This window comes from Ruegeria sp. YKSF070 (genome assembly GCF_059612725.1).
In genome coordinates this window covers 1-15,193 of sequence record NZ_JBXWRD010000079.1, presented here as the reverse complement: position 1 = coordinate 15,193, position 15,193 = coordinate 1, and the positions used below count along the sequence as shown (strand labels likewise).

At 66.1% G+C, this 15,193-nt stretch carries 12 protein-coding genes and 1 pseudogene; 4 read left to right on the top strand and 9 right to left on the bottom strand.

What is annotated here, in order from left to right:
- Positions 1-128 precede the first annotated feature (128 nt).
- From AC2FL1_RS22370 to AC2FL1_RS22350, 5 genes are read right to left on the bottom strand one after another with little or no spacing between them, the layout of a single operon-like run.
- Positions 129-2,768, bottom strand: coding sequence for a phosphoenolpyruvate carboxylase (locus AC2FL1_RS22370; protein WP_496878390.1), 2,640 nt, complete (start codon positions 2,766-2,768; stop codon positions 129-131).
- A complete protein-coding gene (locus tag AC2FL1_RS22365; RefSeq protein WP_496878389.1) occupies positions 2,768-3,760 on the bottom strand; it encodes a 2-hydroxyacid dehydrogenase in 993 nt (330 codons plus the stop codon). Before AC2FL1_RS22365 ends, AC2FL1_RS22370 begins: the two co-directional genes overlap by 1 nt.
- Positions 3,760-4,650 carry a succinate--CoA ligase subunit alpha gene (sucD, locus tag AC2FL1_RS22360; RefSeq protein WP_496830856.1) on the bottom strand — a complete coding sequence of 297 codons (891 nt, stop codon included), beginning with the start codon at positions 4,648-4,650 and terminating at the stop codon, positions 3,760-3,762. The genes AC2FL1_RS22365 and sucD overlap by 1 nt, the downstream gene beginning before the upstream one ends.
- The gene (locus tag AC2FL1_RS22355) at positions 4,647-5,846 is read right to left on the bottom strand and encodes a malate--CoA ligase subunit beta (protein WP_496878388.1); all 1,200 of its coding nucleotides are present in this window, start codon (positions 5,844-5,846) and stop codon (positions 4,647-4,649) included. Before AC2FL1_RS22355 ends, sucD begins: the two co-directional genes overlap by 4 nt.
- Positions 5,847-5,886: 40 nt before the next feature.
- Positions 5,887-7,134 carry a pyridoxal-phosphate-dependent aminotransferase family protein gene (locus AC2FL1_RS22350; RefSeq protein ID WP_496878387.1) on the bottom strand — a complete coding sequence of 416 codons (1,248 nt, stop codon included), beginning with the start codon at positions 7,132-7,134 and terminating at the stop codon, positions 5,887-5,889.
- 227 nt (positions 7,135-7,361) lie between these two features.
- On the opposite strand from AC2FL1_RS22350, the gene AC2FL1_RS22345 reads away from it, so the two are divergent.
- The 3 genes from AC2FL1_RS22345 to AC2FL1_RS22335 all read left to right on the top strand — a co-directional run bounded on the left by AC2FL1_RS22345 (position 7,362) and on the right by AC2FL1_RS22335 (position 10,343).
- Positions 7,362-7,976, top strand: a complete 615-nt coding sequence (locus tag AC2FL1_RS22345; protein WP_496878386.1) for a response regulator transcription factor — start codon at positions 7,362-7,364, stop codon at positions 7,974-7,976.
- Between the two features lie 128 nt (positions 7,977-8,104).
- On the top strand, positions 8,105-9,082 hold the full coding sequence (locus AC2FL1_RS22340) for an HpcH/HpaI aldolase/citrate lyase family protein (RefSeq protein WP_496878385.1): 978 nt from the start codon (positions 8,105-8,107) through the stop codon (positions 9,080-9,082).
- Positions 9,021-10,343 carry a glycerate kinase type-2 family protein gene (locus tag AC2FL1_RS22335; RefSeq protein WP_496878384.1) on the top strand — a complete coding sequence of 441 codons (1,323 nt, stop codon included), beginning with the start codon at positions 9,021-9,023 and terminating at the stop codon, positions 10,341-10,343. The genes AC2FL1_RS22340 and AC2FL1_RS22335 overlap by 62 nt, the downstream gene beginning before the upstream one ends.
- Before the next feature lie 5 nt (positions 10,344-10,348).
- Here the strand turns inward: AC2FL1_RS22335 and AC2FL1_RS22330 are convergent, their stop codons facing one another.
- Both AC2FL1_RS22330 and AC2FL1_RS22325 read right to left on the bottom strand, forming a co-directional pair.
- Positions 10,349-10,798: a group II truncated hemoglobin gene (locus AC2FL1_RS22330; protein ID WP_496878383.1), complete on the bottom strand. Its 450-nt coding sequence runs from the start codon at positions 10,796-10,798 to the stop codon at positions 10,349-10,351.
- A gap of 45 nt (positions 10,799-10,843) precedes the next feature.
- A complete protein-coding gene (locus AC2FL1_RS22325; RefSeq protein WP_496878382.1) occupies positions 10,844-13,213 on the bottom strand; it encodes a trimethylamine N-oxide demethylase in 2,370 nt (789 codons plus the stop codon).
- A 123-nt stretch (positions 13,214-13,336) separates the two neighbouring features.
- Between AC2FL1_RS22325 and AC2FL1_RS22320 the strand changes: the two genes are divergently transcribed.
- Positions 13,337-14,182, top strand: a complete 846-nt coding sequence (locus tag AC2FL1_RS22320) for an EamA family transporter (protein WP_496830871.1) — start codon at positions 13,337-13,339, stop codon at positions 14,180-14,182.
- A gap of 9 nt (positions 14,183-14,191) precedes the next feature.
- Here AC2FL1_RS22320 and AC2FL1_RS22315 read toward each other — a convergent pair whose 3' ends face one another.
- Both AC2FL1_RS22315 and AC2FL1_RS22310 read right to left on the bottom strand, forming a co-directional pair.
- Positions 14,192-15,070, bottom strand: a complete 879-nt coding sequence (locus AC2FL1_RS22315) for a bifunctional 5,10-methylenetetrahydrofolate dehydrogenase/5,10-methenyltetrahydrofolate cyclohydrolase (protein WP_496878381.1) — start codon at positions 15,068-15,070, stop codon at positions 14,192-14,194.
- Positions 15,067-15,193, bottom strand: a pseudogene (locus tag AC2FL1_RS22310) (bifunctional methylenetetrahydrofolate dehydrogenase/methenyltetrahydrofolate cyclohydrolase); the annotation flags it as partial. The gene AC2FL1_RS22315 and the pseudogene AC2FL1_RS22310, both read right to left, overlap by 4 nt.

The window sequence follows — 15,193 nt, the reverse complement described above, 5'->3', positions numbered from 1 at the left end:
GCGCTGGCGCCCCAGCTCGGACGTGATCGCCCCGAACAGCTCGGGATCACGCTCCGAAAGCGCCTCTGTGAAAAATCCGGGGTCCTGGTGGCTCGCGTTCATGACAGCTCCTGAAAATTGCGCGGGGGTCATCCCGTCCAGCCAAGGCCGGCCGAGATACAGTTCATGGTTTGCATCAGACGGATGCGGCGGTCTTGCGCCGGGTCCGCGCGCAGCGCTCCCAACAGGCCGATCTGGGCCGCATGCGCCGCGCGCAGCGTGCCGTCGTTACGCGCGACCCGCGTCAGAAAGTTGGGGAACCTGACGCCAATGCCCTGCCCCGTCAGCATTTCGATGGCCCGGCTGCTGCGCCCATGTTCGACACCGATCCGGGCAAAGATCGCCTCGGCCCCGGCCCGGTCCGTCACCAGCGCGGCATAGCCCTCGGCAATGTCGAGCCGGGCCAGAACCAGCGATTTCTCGATCTCGTCCACGATCAGCCGGAACAGCGGCATCTGGTCAAAGAGCTTGCGCAGCTGCGCGGTGCCGCGTTCGCCGCGCACGGTGCAGAAATCCTCGACCGCGCTGCCGAATCCGTACCAGCTGCTGATCATGTGGCGGTTCTGGCTCCAGGCGAACACCCAAGGGATGGCGCGCAGATCGGACAGCGATTGCGCCCCGAACCGCCGCGCCGGGCGCGAGCCGATGCGCAGCAGCGCCAGTTCGTTCACCGGACTGGCCTGGTTGAAATAGTCCAGAAAGGCCGGGTGTTGCAGCAGGGTCTGGTACCGGGTCTGGCTGAGGCTCGACAGCGTCTCCATTACGTCCTCGGCCTCGGGATCGACCGCCTCGAAGGCGGGCTGCGCGCTGTGGCGCAGCACCGACGAGGCCAGCAGCTCCAGCTGCGCCGCGGCGGTGCCGGTATTGGCGTATTTGGCGGTCACCACCTCGCCCTGTTCGGTCAGGCGCAGGGTGCCGTTCAGCGTGCCGCGCGGCTGGGCGGCGATGGCGCGTTCGGTGGGTGCCCCGCCCCGGCTGACCGAGCCGCCGCGCCCGTGAAAGAAAACGGGTTTCAGCCCGCTGCGCGCCAGCGCCCGGGTGATCGCCCGCTGTGCCCGGTCCAGCGACCAGGTGGAACAGAGGAAACCGCCATCCTTGTTGCTGTCGGAATAGCCCAGCATGATCTCGATCTGACCCGAGCCGTCGCGCAGGCTGCGGGCGGCAACGGGCACCTCCAGCACATCGCGCAGGATGGCGGGGGCGGCGCGCAGATCCTCGATGGTCTCGAACAGCGGCACCACCTTGAGCGGCAAGCGCTCGGCACCAAAGCCCGCGTAACGCGCCAGCAGATAGACCGCCAGCAGGTCGTCGGCGGAGCGGGTCATCGACAGGATGAAGGGACCGATCGCCTGCGGATCGGCGCCGCTGCGAATCTCGCGCATCAGCTCCAGCAGGGCCATCAGTTCCGCAGCCTCGGGGCCAAGGCGTTCGCGCGCCACATAGGGCAGATCGGGTTTGCCCAGCTCGGCCCGCAGCCGTGCGGACCAGGCGGGCGACAGCGGCTCGGGGGCCTCGCCCGCTGCCTGCCACAGATCGTGAAGGGTGCGGGTCACCACCTCGGAATTCTGTCGGATATCAAGGGTATGGGCGCGAAAGCCAAAGACATTGACCTGCCAGATCAGCGGGCGCACCAGCAGATCGGCCAACAGACCGGCGTCGATGGCTTGCAGCCCCCGGTCCAGCGTTTCCAGATCGGAAATGAAATCGGTGACATGGGCGTAACGGCCGCCGGAGACCGCCTGGGCGATGGCGGCGGCGGCCTGACGGAACAGCTCGTTGGGGTTGCGTTGGGCGCAAGCCGCCGGGTCATCCGCGCGGCGGGTCACGATCCGCTCCAGCGCGGCGCGTTCGGCTGGCGGCACCGGCACCAGCCGGTCCGACAGGCTCAGCCGCTGCACGATCTCATCCAGAGCCGCGACATAGACGCCGCGCATCATGTCACGCGAGCGTTCCAGCGCCATGCGTGTCACCTCAGCGGTGACATTGGGGTTGCCGTCGCGGTCGCCGCCGATCCAGGAATGGAATTTCAGGCAGGCGGTACCGGGAAAACCGGGGCCAAACTCGGCATCGACCGCGCTGCGATAGCGTTCATACAGCCGGGGCACCGCCGCGATCAGGCTGGTGCGATAGAATTGCAGGCCCCAGTCAATTTCCGCCGCCAGGCTCGGGCGCTCCATCCGCAGTTCGCCGGTCAGCCACAAAAGGTCGATATCCATCTCGAGCCGCTGTTCCAGCCGGGTTTCCTCTTGCGGGCTCCAGCGGCGGGATTCGAACTGTACCAGATGGCGATAGATGCGCCGGTGAATTTCCATGACCGAGACCCGCTTGGCCTCGGTCGGGTGGGCGGTGATCGTGGGGCCGACGGACAGCTTCGCCTCGGCCAAGAGGCGCCGCATCTCGCGCCGGGCCTCGGGGTCTGCGTCAGCAAGCGCGCGGGCGAAACTGCCCGGCACGTCGCGGGCGGCACCGCTGCGTTCGGCCTGTCGCGCCTCGCGGATGGCCAGGTTCTCGTCTATGATCTGTTGCAGGTGAAACCAGATCGTCGCGGCCTGAAGATGTTCGGCATAGGCCGTATCATCCCACCACTCGGCCCCGGATTCGACCGCGCGCGCCACGGCGGGCGCACGCCGCCGCAGCACCCGCAGCCAGGCCGAGCGCAGCCGCGCATGCACCTCGGCGGCATAGACCGTCGCGTCCGCAGAGGGCGCGGTTTCCGCCGCCGCCTGCATCACAGCACCTTGTCGCGCGGATCGCGCCCCTCGAAATAGTCGACCAGATTGTCGAGCACCCGCATGCCCATCGCCTCGCGGGTTTCGCGGGTGGCGCTGCCCAGATGCGGCAGCATCACCAGATTGTCGCACTCGAGCAGGACCGGCGCGATGCGCGGTTCGCCGTCGAAGACGTCCAGCGCGGCGCCGCCGATACAGTCGAACATAAGCGCCTGCGCCAGCGCGTGCTCGTCCACCACCTCGCCGCGCGCGGTATTGATCAGGAATGCATCGGGCTTCATCAGGTCCAGCCGGCGGCTGTTGATCAGGTGCCGGTTGGCCGCCCCGCCCGGGCAGTGCAGCGAGACGAAATCGCATTGCGGCAGCATCGCGTCGAGCGTCTCGACCTGGGTGGCGCCGTAGCGGTCCAGCACATCCTGCGGCACCGCCGAGCGGTTCTGCACCAGGATTTTCATGCCGAACCCGTGATGGGCACGCTGGGCCATGGCCTGACCTATGCGGCCGAATCCGACGATGCCCAGCACCTTGCCCGAGACCTTGGCCCCCACCAGATGGGTCGGGCGCCAGCCGGTCCACTGGCCGGCGCGCAGCTCGCGCTCGCCCTCGCCCGCGCGCCGCGCCACCATCAGCATCAGCGTCATGGCGATATCGGCGGTGCATTCCGACAGCACGTCGGGGGTGTTGGACACGGCGATGCCATGGGCGCGCACCGAGTCAGCGTCAATATGGCTGTAACCCACGCCGTAATTGGCCAGCAGCCGGGTTTGCGGCGCGCTGACATCCAGCGCCTCAGCCCCCAGCTTGTCGGTGACCGTGGGCAGGATCGCGTCGAACCGGGCCAGGGCCGAGCGGAACTCGGCACTGGTCAGGGGGGTATCGGTCCGGTTGAACTCGGTATCGAACCGTTCGGCCAGCTGCGCCTCGACGGCGGCGGGCCAGCGGCGTGTGACCAGAACCTTGGGCTTGCTGTTCATGATAACCGGCATGTTCATCACGCCGCCTCCTTCAGGACCTTGGCGATGGTGTCGCCGATCACCGCCGGGTTGGGCGCCACGGTGACACCGGCGGCGGTGAGGATCTCGACCTTTTCAGAGGCGCTCTCGCCGAATGCCGAGATGATCGCGCCGGCATGGCCCATGGTGCGGCCCTTGGGTGCGGTCAAGCCCGCCACATAAGCGATCACCGGCTTGGACACGTGGTCGCGGATATAGGCCGCGGCCTCGGCCTCTTGCGGGCCGCCGATCTCGCCGATCATGCAGATGACATGGGTTTCGTCATCCTGCTCGAACCGGTGCAGGATGTCCTTGAAGGAAGAACCGTTGATCGGGTCGCCGCCGATGCCGACCGAGGTCGAGACACCGATGCCATGCTCCTTGAGCTGGGCGGCGGCCTCGTAACCCAGCGTGCCCGAGCGGCCGATGATGCCCACCGGACCCGGCAGATAGATATGGCCGGGCATGATCCCCAGCAGAGCCTTGCCGGGGCTGATAGTGCCGGCGCAGTTGGGGCCGGTCAGCACCATGCGGCGCTCGCGCGGGTAACGGTACATGTAGCGCTTGACCCGGATCATGTCCTGGGCCGGGATGCCGTCGGTGATGCAGACGCAATACCGGATGCCCGCATCGGCGGCCTCCATGATGCTGTCGGCGGCAAAGGGCGGCGGCACGAAGACCAGGCTCGCCTCGGCGCCGGTGCGCTCGACCGCCTCTTCGACGGTGTCGAAGACCGGCACGCCCTCGACCGTCTGGCCACCCTTGCCGGGCACCACCCCGCCCACGACATTGGTGCCATAGGCGATCATGTCGGCGGTGTGAAAGCGCGCCATCTTGCCGGTGATGCCCTGCACGATGACCGGCGTTTCCCTGTCGATGAAGATGCTCATTGCACAGCCCTCACAATGGTGTTTTCGGAAAGGTCGTTCTGCCAGGCGCCCACCGCGCGTTCGGCGGCCTCCATCAGGGTGCGGGCGCGGATGATCGGCAGGCCGGACTTGGCCAGGATCTTCTGCCCCTCTTCCACATTGGTCCCCGCCAGGCGGACGATGACCGGTACTTCGACCTGCACCTCTTTCAGCGCCTGCACGACGCCCTCGGCGACCCAGTCGCAGCGGTTGATGCCGGCAAAGATGTTGACCAGAACCGCCTGCACATTGCTGTCCGACATCACCAGCCGGAACGCCTTCGCCACCCGTTCGGGCGTGGCGCCGCCGCCGATATCGAGAAAGTTGGCAGGCTCGCCCCCGGCCAGCTTGATCGTGTCCATGGTCGCCATGGCCAGACCGGCCCCGTTGACGATGCAGCCGATATTGCCGTCGAGCCCGACATAGGACAGGCCCCGGTCGGCGGCGCGGCTTTCGCGCGGGTCTTCCTGGCTCTTGTCGCGCAGCTCGCTGATATGGGGGTGGCGGAACAGGGCGTTGTCGTCAAACGTCATCTTGGCATCAAGCGCCAGGATGCGGTTGTCGCCGGTGATCACCAGCGGGTTGATCTCGACCATGGTGGCGTCATATTCGCTGAACGCCTGATAGCAGCCCTGCAGGGTGCGCACCATGCGCGCGGTCAGCGCCGGATCGATGCCCAGCTTGAACGCGATCTGGCGGCACTGGAAATCCTGCAGACCCACCGCCGGTTCCACCGTGGCGCGCACGATGCTTTCGGGCTTCTCGGCCGAGATCTCCTCGATCTCCATGCCACCCTCGGCCGAGGCGACGATCATCACCCGTTGCGAGCTCCGGTCGAGCACGAAGCCAAGATAGATCTCGCGCTCGATCGGCACCGCGCCCTCGACATAGACGCGATAGATGCCCTTGCCCTCGGGGCCGGTCTGATGGGTGACCAGCTTGCGACCGAACAGGTTCTCGCAGGTCTCCTGAATCTCGGCATCGCTGGCGCAGACCTTGACGCCGCCCGCCTTGCCACGGCCCCCGGCATGTACCTGGGCCTTCACCACCCAGCGGTCACCACCGATCTCGCGGGCGCGATACGCGGCCTGTTCGGGGCTGTAGGCCAGCGCGCCGGGGGGAATGTCGACCCCGAAATTCGCCAGGATTTCCTTGGCCTGATATTCGTGAATGTCCATGAGGTCTCTCCTCCTCGACCATGGAAAGGGGCGCGCGGGGTTACTCCGCCGCGATCGCGTTCTGGTAATGAGCATCCAGCGCGGCCAGCGCCGTGGCCTCGTCGCCTGCCCCGCCCAACTCGCGGATCGCCTCGGCAAAGCGGGTCACGATATCGGTGACCGCGGCACGGTTGAGCAGGTTCAGGATGCCGATGCGCACCTGTACCGGCGCTGACAGGGTCGGCCAGATGCCGAAGTTGCGGGCACGGCAGTTCTGCACCAGTTCCATCTCGCGGCCGCGCAGGTCGCCCGGCAGGTTCAGCACCACCAGCGAGGTCATGTTCGAGGTGACCTCGCATCCCAGCGCCTCGACCGCGCGGCGCAGCGCCGCCTCGTGATAGGCATAGTCCTTGGCCCGGTTGGCCACACCCTGTTGCAGGGTGATGCGCAGCGCCTCGTGAAAGGCGGCGACCGCATAAGCGGAATGGGTGCGGTGATAGGTGCCCTTGTCCACATCCTGGCCGTCGATGATGCCCCAGTGGCGCGCTTCAAGGATCGGGTGATGCACAAAGCTGCGGGTGCCGGTGGCGCGCAGGGTTTCGATATAGCGGTCGGTGAAAGACACCGGCGCATAGGTCAGCGGCAGACAACAGATGCCCTTTTGCGGGCAGGAGGCCCAGCCATGCACGCCCGGGAAATCGTCGATCCGGAAATCCTCGACCCCCAGCGACGACACCGCGTCGACCAGGCCCATCACGTCGTGCCGTTCACAGGCGGCGCTGAACCCGGCAATGTCGTTGATCCGGCCGGAACCCGTCTCCCAATGGGCCATGGCAGCCCATTTCGGCTTGTGCGCGGCCAGGGCGGTCTCGACGATCTCGCCGGTGACCGACTGGCCATGCGGAATATCGACGATCACAACCGACGCCGGGCGCGGGTCGAGCGGATTTGCGGCCAGCTCCTCGGCGGTGGCGGCCTTCATGCGGACGGTCAACCCGTCGATGCCCGAGAAGGTACCGTTGGTGAACACCACCACCTTGTCGCCCGGCATCACCGCGCTGAACATCACGTCCAGCCCGCTCCAGCCGGTGCCGGCGACTCCGAATGTGTGGATGTTGTCAGTGCCCCAGATCCGGCGCAGCATCAGCTTGCATTCGACCATGCCGCGCAGCACGTCGCCATGCATGTGATCGGCCAGGCCCGCACCGCTAAAGGCGGCAAGCACGCGGGCATCGGTATTGCCGGGGCCGGGGCCCGCCGCGATGGTGGCCGGAATGTCGAGTTTGGGAAACAGCGTATCAGCGGACATGTGGGCTCCTTGGCATTGGTCGGCCAGAGGCGGCCGGTCGGGTTTCCCACAGTGATAAAATCTCTTGTTTGGTGAAAAAACGTCCGATACTCCTGCTTTTGGACACCCAATAGGGCGGGAAGAAACCTACCCATTTGGGTATGTATCCCGGTGTATGCCGAAAATATTACTACCTGAATGGGTAGGTTATTCTGATTTTACAATTGCGTTCAAAAGGATAGCAAATCATGGCACGGGTCGAAATCATGCTGGGGGACGGCAATCCGCTGGTGCTGTCGGCCATGTCCGAGGTGTTCGAGCGTGATCCGCGATTCTCTCTGGTCGCAACCACCGCCACTGCCGAAGGGTTTCTGGGCATGGCGATGCGGGTGCCGATCCAGGTCGGGGTGATCGACTGGAACCTGCCCGCACTGGGGGCGGAAAAGCTGACCGAGGTGCTGCGTGCACAGGAGCGCGCGCCACGTGTCGTCATCTATGGCCACGACCAAGACCCGGGCCTGCCGCGCCGCGCCATGGCGGTGGGGGCGGCGGCCTTTGTCTCGCGCTCGGCGCCGATCGACAAACTGGTGCAGACCTGCCTGGACGTGGCCGAGGGCAAGATGGTGTTTCCCTTCCTCGACGTGCGCGAATTGCGCGCCGATCCGATCAGCACGTTGTCGCGCAAGGAACGGCTCTTGCTCGAGGCGCTGGCCGAGGGGCTGACCAACAAACAACTGGCCGCGCGACTGGGCATCTCGACCAACACGGTCAAGTTCCACCTGTCGAATGTCTTCGACAAACTGTCGGTAAAGAACCGCGCACAGGCAATCGCTTTCTACTATTCTTCGCAGGCAAAGGGCTGAGTGCAGAGAGGTCTGCCCCCACATTCGGTATACACTGGGATGCAAATTTTTTAATTGACAGGAAATCTATTTTTGCCAATGGCTGAAAGGGACACATCCCTCAGACACGCAAAAAAGGGTCCTTTCCCATGTCCTTCCACCCCATCGAACAAGCCCCCGCACGGCTCAACCGCTCGGAACTGGCCGTGCCCGGCTCGCAGCCGCAAATGTTTGAAAAAGCGGCACAATCCGATGTCGATGTCATCTTTCTGGATCTCGAGGACGCGGTCGCGCCCGACGAAAAAGAGCAAGCGCGCAAGAACATCATCAAGGCCCTGAACGAGGTCGATTGGGGCACCAAGACGATGTCGGTCCGCATCAACGGACTGGACACCCATTACATGTATCGCGACGTGGTCGACGTGGTCGAACAGGCCGGCGAACGGCTGGACCTGATCATGATTCCCAAGGTCGGCACGGCCGCCGATGTCTATGCGGTCGACATGATGGTGACCCAGATCGAAGACGCCAAGGGCTACAAGAAACGGATCGGTTTCGAACATATCATCGAGACCGCGCTGGGCATGCAGAACGTGACCGAGATCGCCGGCGCCTCGAAACGCAACGAGAGCCTGCATTTCGGCGTAGCCGATTACGCCGCTTCGACCCGGGCACGCACCACGATCATTGGCGGGGTGAACCCGGATTACTCGGTACTGACCGACCCGCTGGAGGATGGCAGCCGCGCGGTGCATTGGGGCGACATGTGGCATTATGCCCTGGCCCGCATGGTGGTCGCCGCCCGCGCCAACGGGCTGCGCCCGATCGACGGGCCGTTTGGCGATTTCCAGGACCCCGAGGGCTATCGCGCCGCCGCCAAGCGGGCCGCGGTGCTGGGCTGCGAGGGCAAATGGGCCATCCATCCCAGCCAGATCGCGCTGGCCAACGAGGTGATGAGCCCCTCCGAGGCCGAAGTCACCAAGGCGCGCCGCATTCTGGAGGCGATGGCCGAGGCCGAGGCGGCGGGCAAGGGCGCGGTCTCGCTCGATGGGCGGCTGATCGACTATGCCTCGATCCGTCAGGCCGAGGTGCTGGTGGAAAAGGCCCGCCAAATTGCCGGCAACTGACACGACAAGCCTGCGAAGGGCGGCGGTCCGGGCGTTCCGGGCCGCCGTGCGCCGTGCCGATCCCGGCCTGGCGCTGACCGACTGCCTGCGCCAGACCGGCCTGCCCCGCCCCAGCGGCGACGGCAAGACCATTGTTGTCGCCCTGGGCAAGGCCGCCCCGGCGATGATCCGGGCGCTGCACGGCCAGATCACCGGCCCCCGGGTGATGCTCTGCGTCACCCATCGCGAGAATCAGGAGCCGGTGGCCGGGGCCGAGGTGTTCCGCGCCGGGCACCCGGTGCCCGACGAGATCGGCCACCATGCCGCCCGCCGCTTGCGCGAGATATTGGCCGAGACAACCGCGCACGACGTGGTGCTGGCGCTGATCTCGGGCGGCGGCTCGGCCCTGTTGCCGGCCCCGCCCGATGGGGTCACGCTGGATGACAAGCAGGCGCTGAACCGGCTGCTCTTGCAAAGCGGGCTGGATATCAACGCGGTGAACGCAGTGCGCCAGCATGTGTCGGTATTGAAGGGCGGCGGGCTGTTGCGCCACGCGGCCCCTGCCCCGGTCACCGCCTATATCCTGTCCGATGTGATCGGCGACGACCTGCGCGCCATCGCCAGCGGCCCGACCGTGGCCCCGATCGCCAGCCGGGCCGAGATCCGCGACCTGCTGGACCGCAAGGGGATCGCCGACGCGCTGCCCGACAGCATCCGCCGCCATCTGCGCCAGCCCGAAGCCGCCACCCCGCTCCCCAAGGCCAGCAATCACCTGATCGGTGGCAATCGCGAGAGCCTGGCGGCGGCGGCGACGGCGCTGGCCGCCTTTGGCGCGGTCCGGGTGATTGACGAGCCGCTGGTGGGCGATGTTGGCGAGGCCGCCGAGACCGTGGCCGAGGCCCTATCCCTCACCGCACAGGAAGAGGGGCCGCAGGCCCTGATCTGGGGCGGCGAGACCACCGTGCGCGTGCGCGGCAACGGCATTGGCGGGCGCAATCAGGAATTGGCCCTGCGGCTGGCCGCACTGATGGAGGTCATGCCGCCGTCGCGGCCCTGGCTGTTCCTGTCAGCAGGGACCGACGGGCGCGACGGCCCCACCGAGGCGGCGGGCGCCTGTGTCGATGCGGGCACCCTGCCCCGCATCCGTGCCGCCGGAGCCACGCCCGAGACGTTCCTGGCGCGCAATGACAGCAACAGTGCGCTGACCCTGTCGGGCGATTTGCTGGTGACCGGCGCCACCGGCACCAATGTCGCGGATGTGCAGATCCTGCTTCTGGGCTGAGCGATTCAGGCGCCGCCCGAAGGGCACCCCTGGGCGGCGCGTGCCTTGACGTCGCTTTCTTCGCGCCAGTCGGGCACGTCATTGACCAGCATCAGCGCCGCCCGCCGCAGGGTGGCGCGGAACTTGTCCACAACCTCGCCCCCAAGGCCGCACTCGGCCAGCGCCGCGTCAAAGGTTTTCAGCCACAGCTCGGCATCGGCCTCGCGGATCGGCACATGAGCATGGATCTCGCGCAGGTTCATATGGCCGAACCGCTCGCGGTAATAAGCGCGCCCGCCCAGAAAGCCGCTGAGGAATTCGAACTGCGCCTGCCGGGTATGGTTCAGCCCGTGGCCGCGAAAATGCAGCCGATGCAGCGGCCAAGCCGCGGGGTCGGTCTCCATCCGGTCGTAGAACGTCTCGACCAGGTCGCGCAGCACGTCCTCGCCGCCGATGGATGTCAGTGCCGATGTCATGGGCCTATCCTGTCTTGCCGTGCCCCCGGCCCGCCTTGACCAAGGTCAAGAGCGGGGTCTGGTTTTCTGCGGGTCGTAATGGGCAAAGGGCACGATGGTTGCGGGCAGCCGTTTCTGATGCCCGTCCAGCTTGCCGATCTCGACCTTGGTGCCGACCTCGTGATGGGCCACGTCGACCCGGGCCAGCGCGATGTTCTTGCCCAGAATGGGCGAGCGCATGGACGAGGTGACCTCGCCGATCTGGGCCCGTCCGATATGCACGCAATCGCCATGGCCCACATCGACATTGCTGTCGATATCGAGCCCCACCAACATGCGCGCGGGATGTTCCTTGCGCCGGATCAGCGCCTCGCGCCCGATGAAATCGTCCGGCTTGGACTTGAGCGGCACGGTAAAGCCGATCCCGGCCTCGAACGGGTCGGTCTGGTCGCTGAAATCATAGCCGGCAAAGATCAGCCCAGCCTCGATCCGCACCATGTCCAGCGCCTCCAGCCCCATCGGGCGGATGCCATGGGCCTGACCCGCCTCCCACACCGCGTCGAACACCGCGCCCGCATGTTTGGGATGGCAGAAGATCTCGTATCCCAGCTCGCCGGTATAGCCGGTGCGGCTGACCACCACCGGCACGCCCTGATCGTCGCCGATCCGGGCGGGGGCAAAGCGGAACCAGCCGAGCTCTTCGAATTTGGGCTGATGCGGCGCGGTCCAGATCACCTTTTTCAACAGTTCGCGGCTTTCGGGCCCCTGCACGGCGATATTGTGCTGCATGTCGGTCGACGAGCGTACCAGCACCTTGAGCCCCAGTTCGGCGGCCTTTTCCCGGATCCATTCGCCGCCGTAATCCGAGCCGCCGATCCAGCGGAAATTGTCCTTGCCCAGGCGGAACACGGTGCCGTCGTCGATCATGCCGCCATGGGGATAGCACATGGCGGTATAGACGACGCCGCCCACCGGCAGGGTCTTCATGTTGCGGGTAAAGATATACTGGCACAGCGCCTCGCTGTCGGGGCCGGTGATCTCGAACTTGCGCAGCGCGCTGAGGTCGAGCACCACGCATTTCTCGCGACAGGCGTGATATTCCTCGATCGGGCCTGCACTCGACATGCAATTGGCCAGCCAGAAGCCGTTGTATTCGATGAAATTCTCGGTGAACCGGGCGAACCGGTCGTGAAAGCCTGTCTGTTTGGTCATTTTCGGTTCCGCGTCGGGGGTGGGCCGGTAAGCTACGGCGCGTTGAAAGGTCTCCTTGCCGCTATAGGTGCGGACATGGATGTCGGTCGGGTTCCAGCCATTGGCGGCCGAGGTATCGTCGGGACAGGCCGAACTGACGCAGACCAGATCGGTCAGCGCGCGCAGCAGCACATAATCGCCCGGGCGCGACCAGGGTTCGTCAGCATACATCACCCCGTGATCGTCCAGCCCGGTGTTGAAGAAGAAGTTGATCGCCATCCAGCCGGCCCGCCCCGCGACCCCGTGCGGCGCCAGCGCGGCGTTGAAATTGTCCGAACAGTTGATGTGGCCGGGATAGCCGATATCGTCGTAATACTTGGCGGCACAGGCCAGCGCAAAGGCATCGTGGCGCCCGCAGGTGTCCTGGATCACCTCGACCAGCGGCTGCATCTCCTGGTCATAATATTTCGCGTGCAGGCCCGGCATCGGATAGGCATGGCCCATCAATGTCCGGGTGGTGGTCACGTCCAGCGCATGGGCGATGCCCTTGTCCAGCTTGCGCGCGGCGAAACACTGGAAATCGGTGCATTGGCGCCCGTCCACGTCGAGGATCTGGATGTAATCGCCCGCCTTGACGAAATAGGCCTCGGCAGTGGCCGAATGCACCCGGATATCGGCAACCGGATCGGCCAGCGGGTCGGGCAACTCGAACCGGGCCGCGCTTTTCAGCACCGCGCGGCGGATGAACACGGTCAGCGGCGTGGCGGTATCCTGCGCCTGAAAATCCATGATGCCGCCGGGGGCCGCGATGATCACGATCCCCTCGCGGCTGGCGGTAAAGCTTTCGGTCGTGCCCGCCGGCGTGCCGTGTTCGAACAGATGCACCGCGCCCGCCTGCGACAGGTTCAGCCCGCGCGCCTCGATCCCCATCCGCAGGCCCCGCAGCGAGGGATCGCCCGAGGTGAGCAGCGCCATCAGCCCCGCCGGAGCCCCCTGCGCCCGCGCCCCGATCAGCCCGGTATCGAAACCGCCAAGCAGGTCGGCGCAGACGATCTCACACGGTTGACCGCCCTCGGTATTCTCGATCTCGATCCGGTCGCCGGTTTCAAGCCGAAGCAGGATTGCCCCCGCCCCCGGAACCACATAGCGTTCGGTGCCAGGCGGCAGCGAAAACACCCTCGGTTGCAGGATAGCGCTGGGCTTTGGCGGCCCGGGGATGATCTCGGGGTATTTGGTATCCAGCACGTTGCCACTCCGGTCATTTGCATTAGCGGAAAATTTCTTTATTGAAGAGAATATATCTCGAGGACCCACCGTGCAAGCCATTCGAACCCGTTTCCGGCAGATTTCCACCCCGCGAGGCACGTCATGAGCGCGCTGGGCCTGGGGTTGATCGCGGCGCTCTGCTGGGGGCTGCATGACATCACCATCCGCTATCTCAGCCGAACCGTGCCATTGATGGGGGCGCTGGCGGTGGTGCTGGCCACCGGTCTTGCGTTTCAGGCGTCGGTTCTGGCCGCGACCGAGGGTGCGCGCCTGCCGCAGGGGCCGGCGCTGTGGCTCTCGATCGGGTCCGGACTGGCCTTTCTGGTGGCCAGTCTCGGCCTCTATTTTGCCTTTGAACGCGGGCCTGTGCGGCTGGTCGCGCCGATCATCGGCGCCTATCCGATCCTCTCGCTGCTCTTTGCCTTTCTGGCCGGGTCGCCCATCGGTGCCGATCAGGTGCTGGCGGTGCTGGTGATCGTGGGTGCGGTCGGCGTGGTGGCGGGCCTGTCCGATGACAGCGCCGACCCCGCCCCGCCCAAGGGGCCGACCATCGCGCTGTCGGTGATCGCCGCCATCGGCTTTGCCGCCACTTTCAAGCTGGGCCAACTGGCCGCCACCCTGGATGGCGAATTGAACGCGACGCTGCTGGCGCGGGTCACGGCGCTAGTGCTGTTGCTGGCGCTCATCGTGATTCGGCGCCAGACGCTGCGGGTGGGCGCCGCCGCCCTGCTGCCGCTGGTGGTGATGGGGCTGCTTGACGGGGTTGCCCTGCTGGCGGTGATCTCGGCGGGGGTGCTGGATCATCCGCAACTGGCGGCGGTGGCCTCGTCCATGTTCGGCCTGATCACCATCGTGCTGGCCTGGGCCTTTCTGCGCGAAAGCATGAGCCGGCCGCAATGGGCCGGCTGCCTGGCCGCCTTCCTGGCCATCGGCTATCTGGCCTGGTAAGGCGACCGATCAGCGGATCCAGCCCGCCGCGCGCTGCTGCTGATGGGCGCGGATCGCGTTGCGCAGCAGGATCGCCACGGTGACCAGCCCGACCCCGCCCGGAACCGGCGTGATCCAGCCCGCCACTTCCTTGACCGCGTCGGTCTGCACATCGCCGACCACGACCGGGCCGTCGGGACCGGGCACATGGTTGATACCAATGTCGATCACCACCGCGCCCGGCTTGATCATGTCGGGCCCGATCAGATGCGCCTTGCCCACCGCCACCACCACCACATCGGCACGCCGCGAATGCATTGCGACCGAGCGGGTCATGTGATGGCAAACGGTGACGGTGGCGCCCTCGGCCATCAGCATCATCGCCACCGGCTTGCCCACGATCTCGGAATGGCCGACCATCACCACTTCGAGCCCGGTCATGGTCAGGCCGGTCTCGCGGATCAGTTCAACCGCCGCCGCCGCCGTGCAGGGCGCCATCGCCACATCGTTATAGACGATATTGCCGATCGAGGCGGGGTTCATCCCCTCGACATCCTTGAGCGGATGGATCGCGGCCTGAAGGGCGCGCACGTTGATATGATCGGGAACCGGACGTTGCAGAATGATTCCAAGCACATCCGGATCGTCGTTCATCTCACGGATGAGGCTTTGGCAAACCTCCTGGCTGATCGAGCGATCCCAGAGCTGCTGGTCAAAGGGCACGCCCACCGCGCTGGCGGCACGCGCCTGGTTGCGCACATAGACCGCCACCTCGGGCACATTGCCGATCGAGATCGAGACCAGCTTGCCGATCCGCCCGACCTGGTTCACATAGGCGCTCACCTCGGAAAGGATCCGCGCGCGCACCGGTCTTCCCGGCAGCAGGCGAGTATCCGCGACCGTGCTCACGGAGTAAGTCCCTTTGGTTCTGTGAGTTTGTTTGCGCGAGTGCATGCGGTGAGGGTGTTGGCGAGCAGGCAGGCGATGGTCATGGGGCCGACGCCGCCGGGGACGGGGGTGATGGCGCCCGCC

Excerpts from the sequence above, each read along its gene's own strand:
- AC2FL1_RS22345 (WP_496878386.1), top strand. The coding sequence starts at position 7,362 with ATGGCACGGGTCGAAATCATGCTGGGGGACGGCAATCCGCTGGTGCTG.
- AC2FL1_RS22350 (WP_496878387.1), bottom strand. The coding sequence starts at position 7,134 with ATGTCCGCTGATACGCTGTTTCCCAAACTCGACATTCCGGCCACCATC.
- AC2FL1_RS22340 (WP_496878385.1), top strand. The coding sequence starts at position 8,105 with ATGTCCTTCCACCCCATCGAACAAGCCCCCGCACGGCTCAACCGCTCG.
- sucD (WP_496830856.1), bottom strand. The coding sequence starts at position 4,650 with ATGAGCATCTTCATCGACAGGGAAACGCCGGTCATCGTGCAGGGCATC.
- AC2FL1_RS22370 (WP_496878390.1), bottom strand. The coding sequence starts at position 2,768 with ATGCAGGCGGCGGCGGAAACCGCGCCCTCTGCGGACGCGACGGTCTAT.
- AC2FL1_RS22330 (WP_496878383.1), bottom strand. The coding sequence starts at position 10,798 with ATGACATCGGCACTGACATCCATCGGCGGCGAGGACGTGCTGCGCGAC.
- AC2FL1_RS22335 (WP_496878384.1), top strand. The coding sequence starts at position 9,021 with ATGCCTCGATCCGTCAGGCCGAGGTGCTGGTGGAAAAGGCCCGCCAAA.
- AC2FL1_RS22365 (WP_496878389.1), bottom strand. The coding sequence starts at position 3,760 with ATGAACATGCCGGTTATCATGAACAGCAAGCCCAAGGTTCTGGTCACA.
- AC2FL1_RS22320 (WP_496830871.1), top strand. The coding sequence starts at position 13,337 with ATGAGCGCGCTGGGCCTGGGGTTGATCGCGGCGCTCTGCTGGGGGCTG.
- AC2FL1_RS22355 (WP_496878388.1), bottom strand. The coding sequence starts at position 5,846 with ATGGACATTCACGAATATCAGGCCAAGGAAATCCTGGCGAATTTCGGG.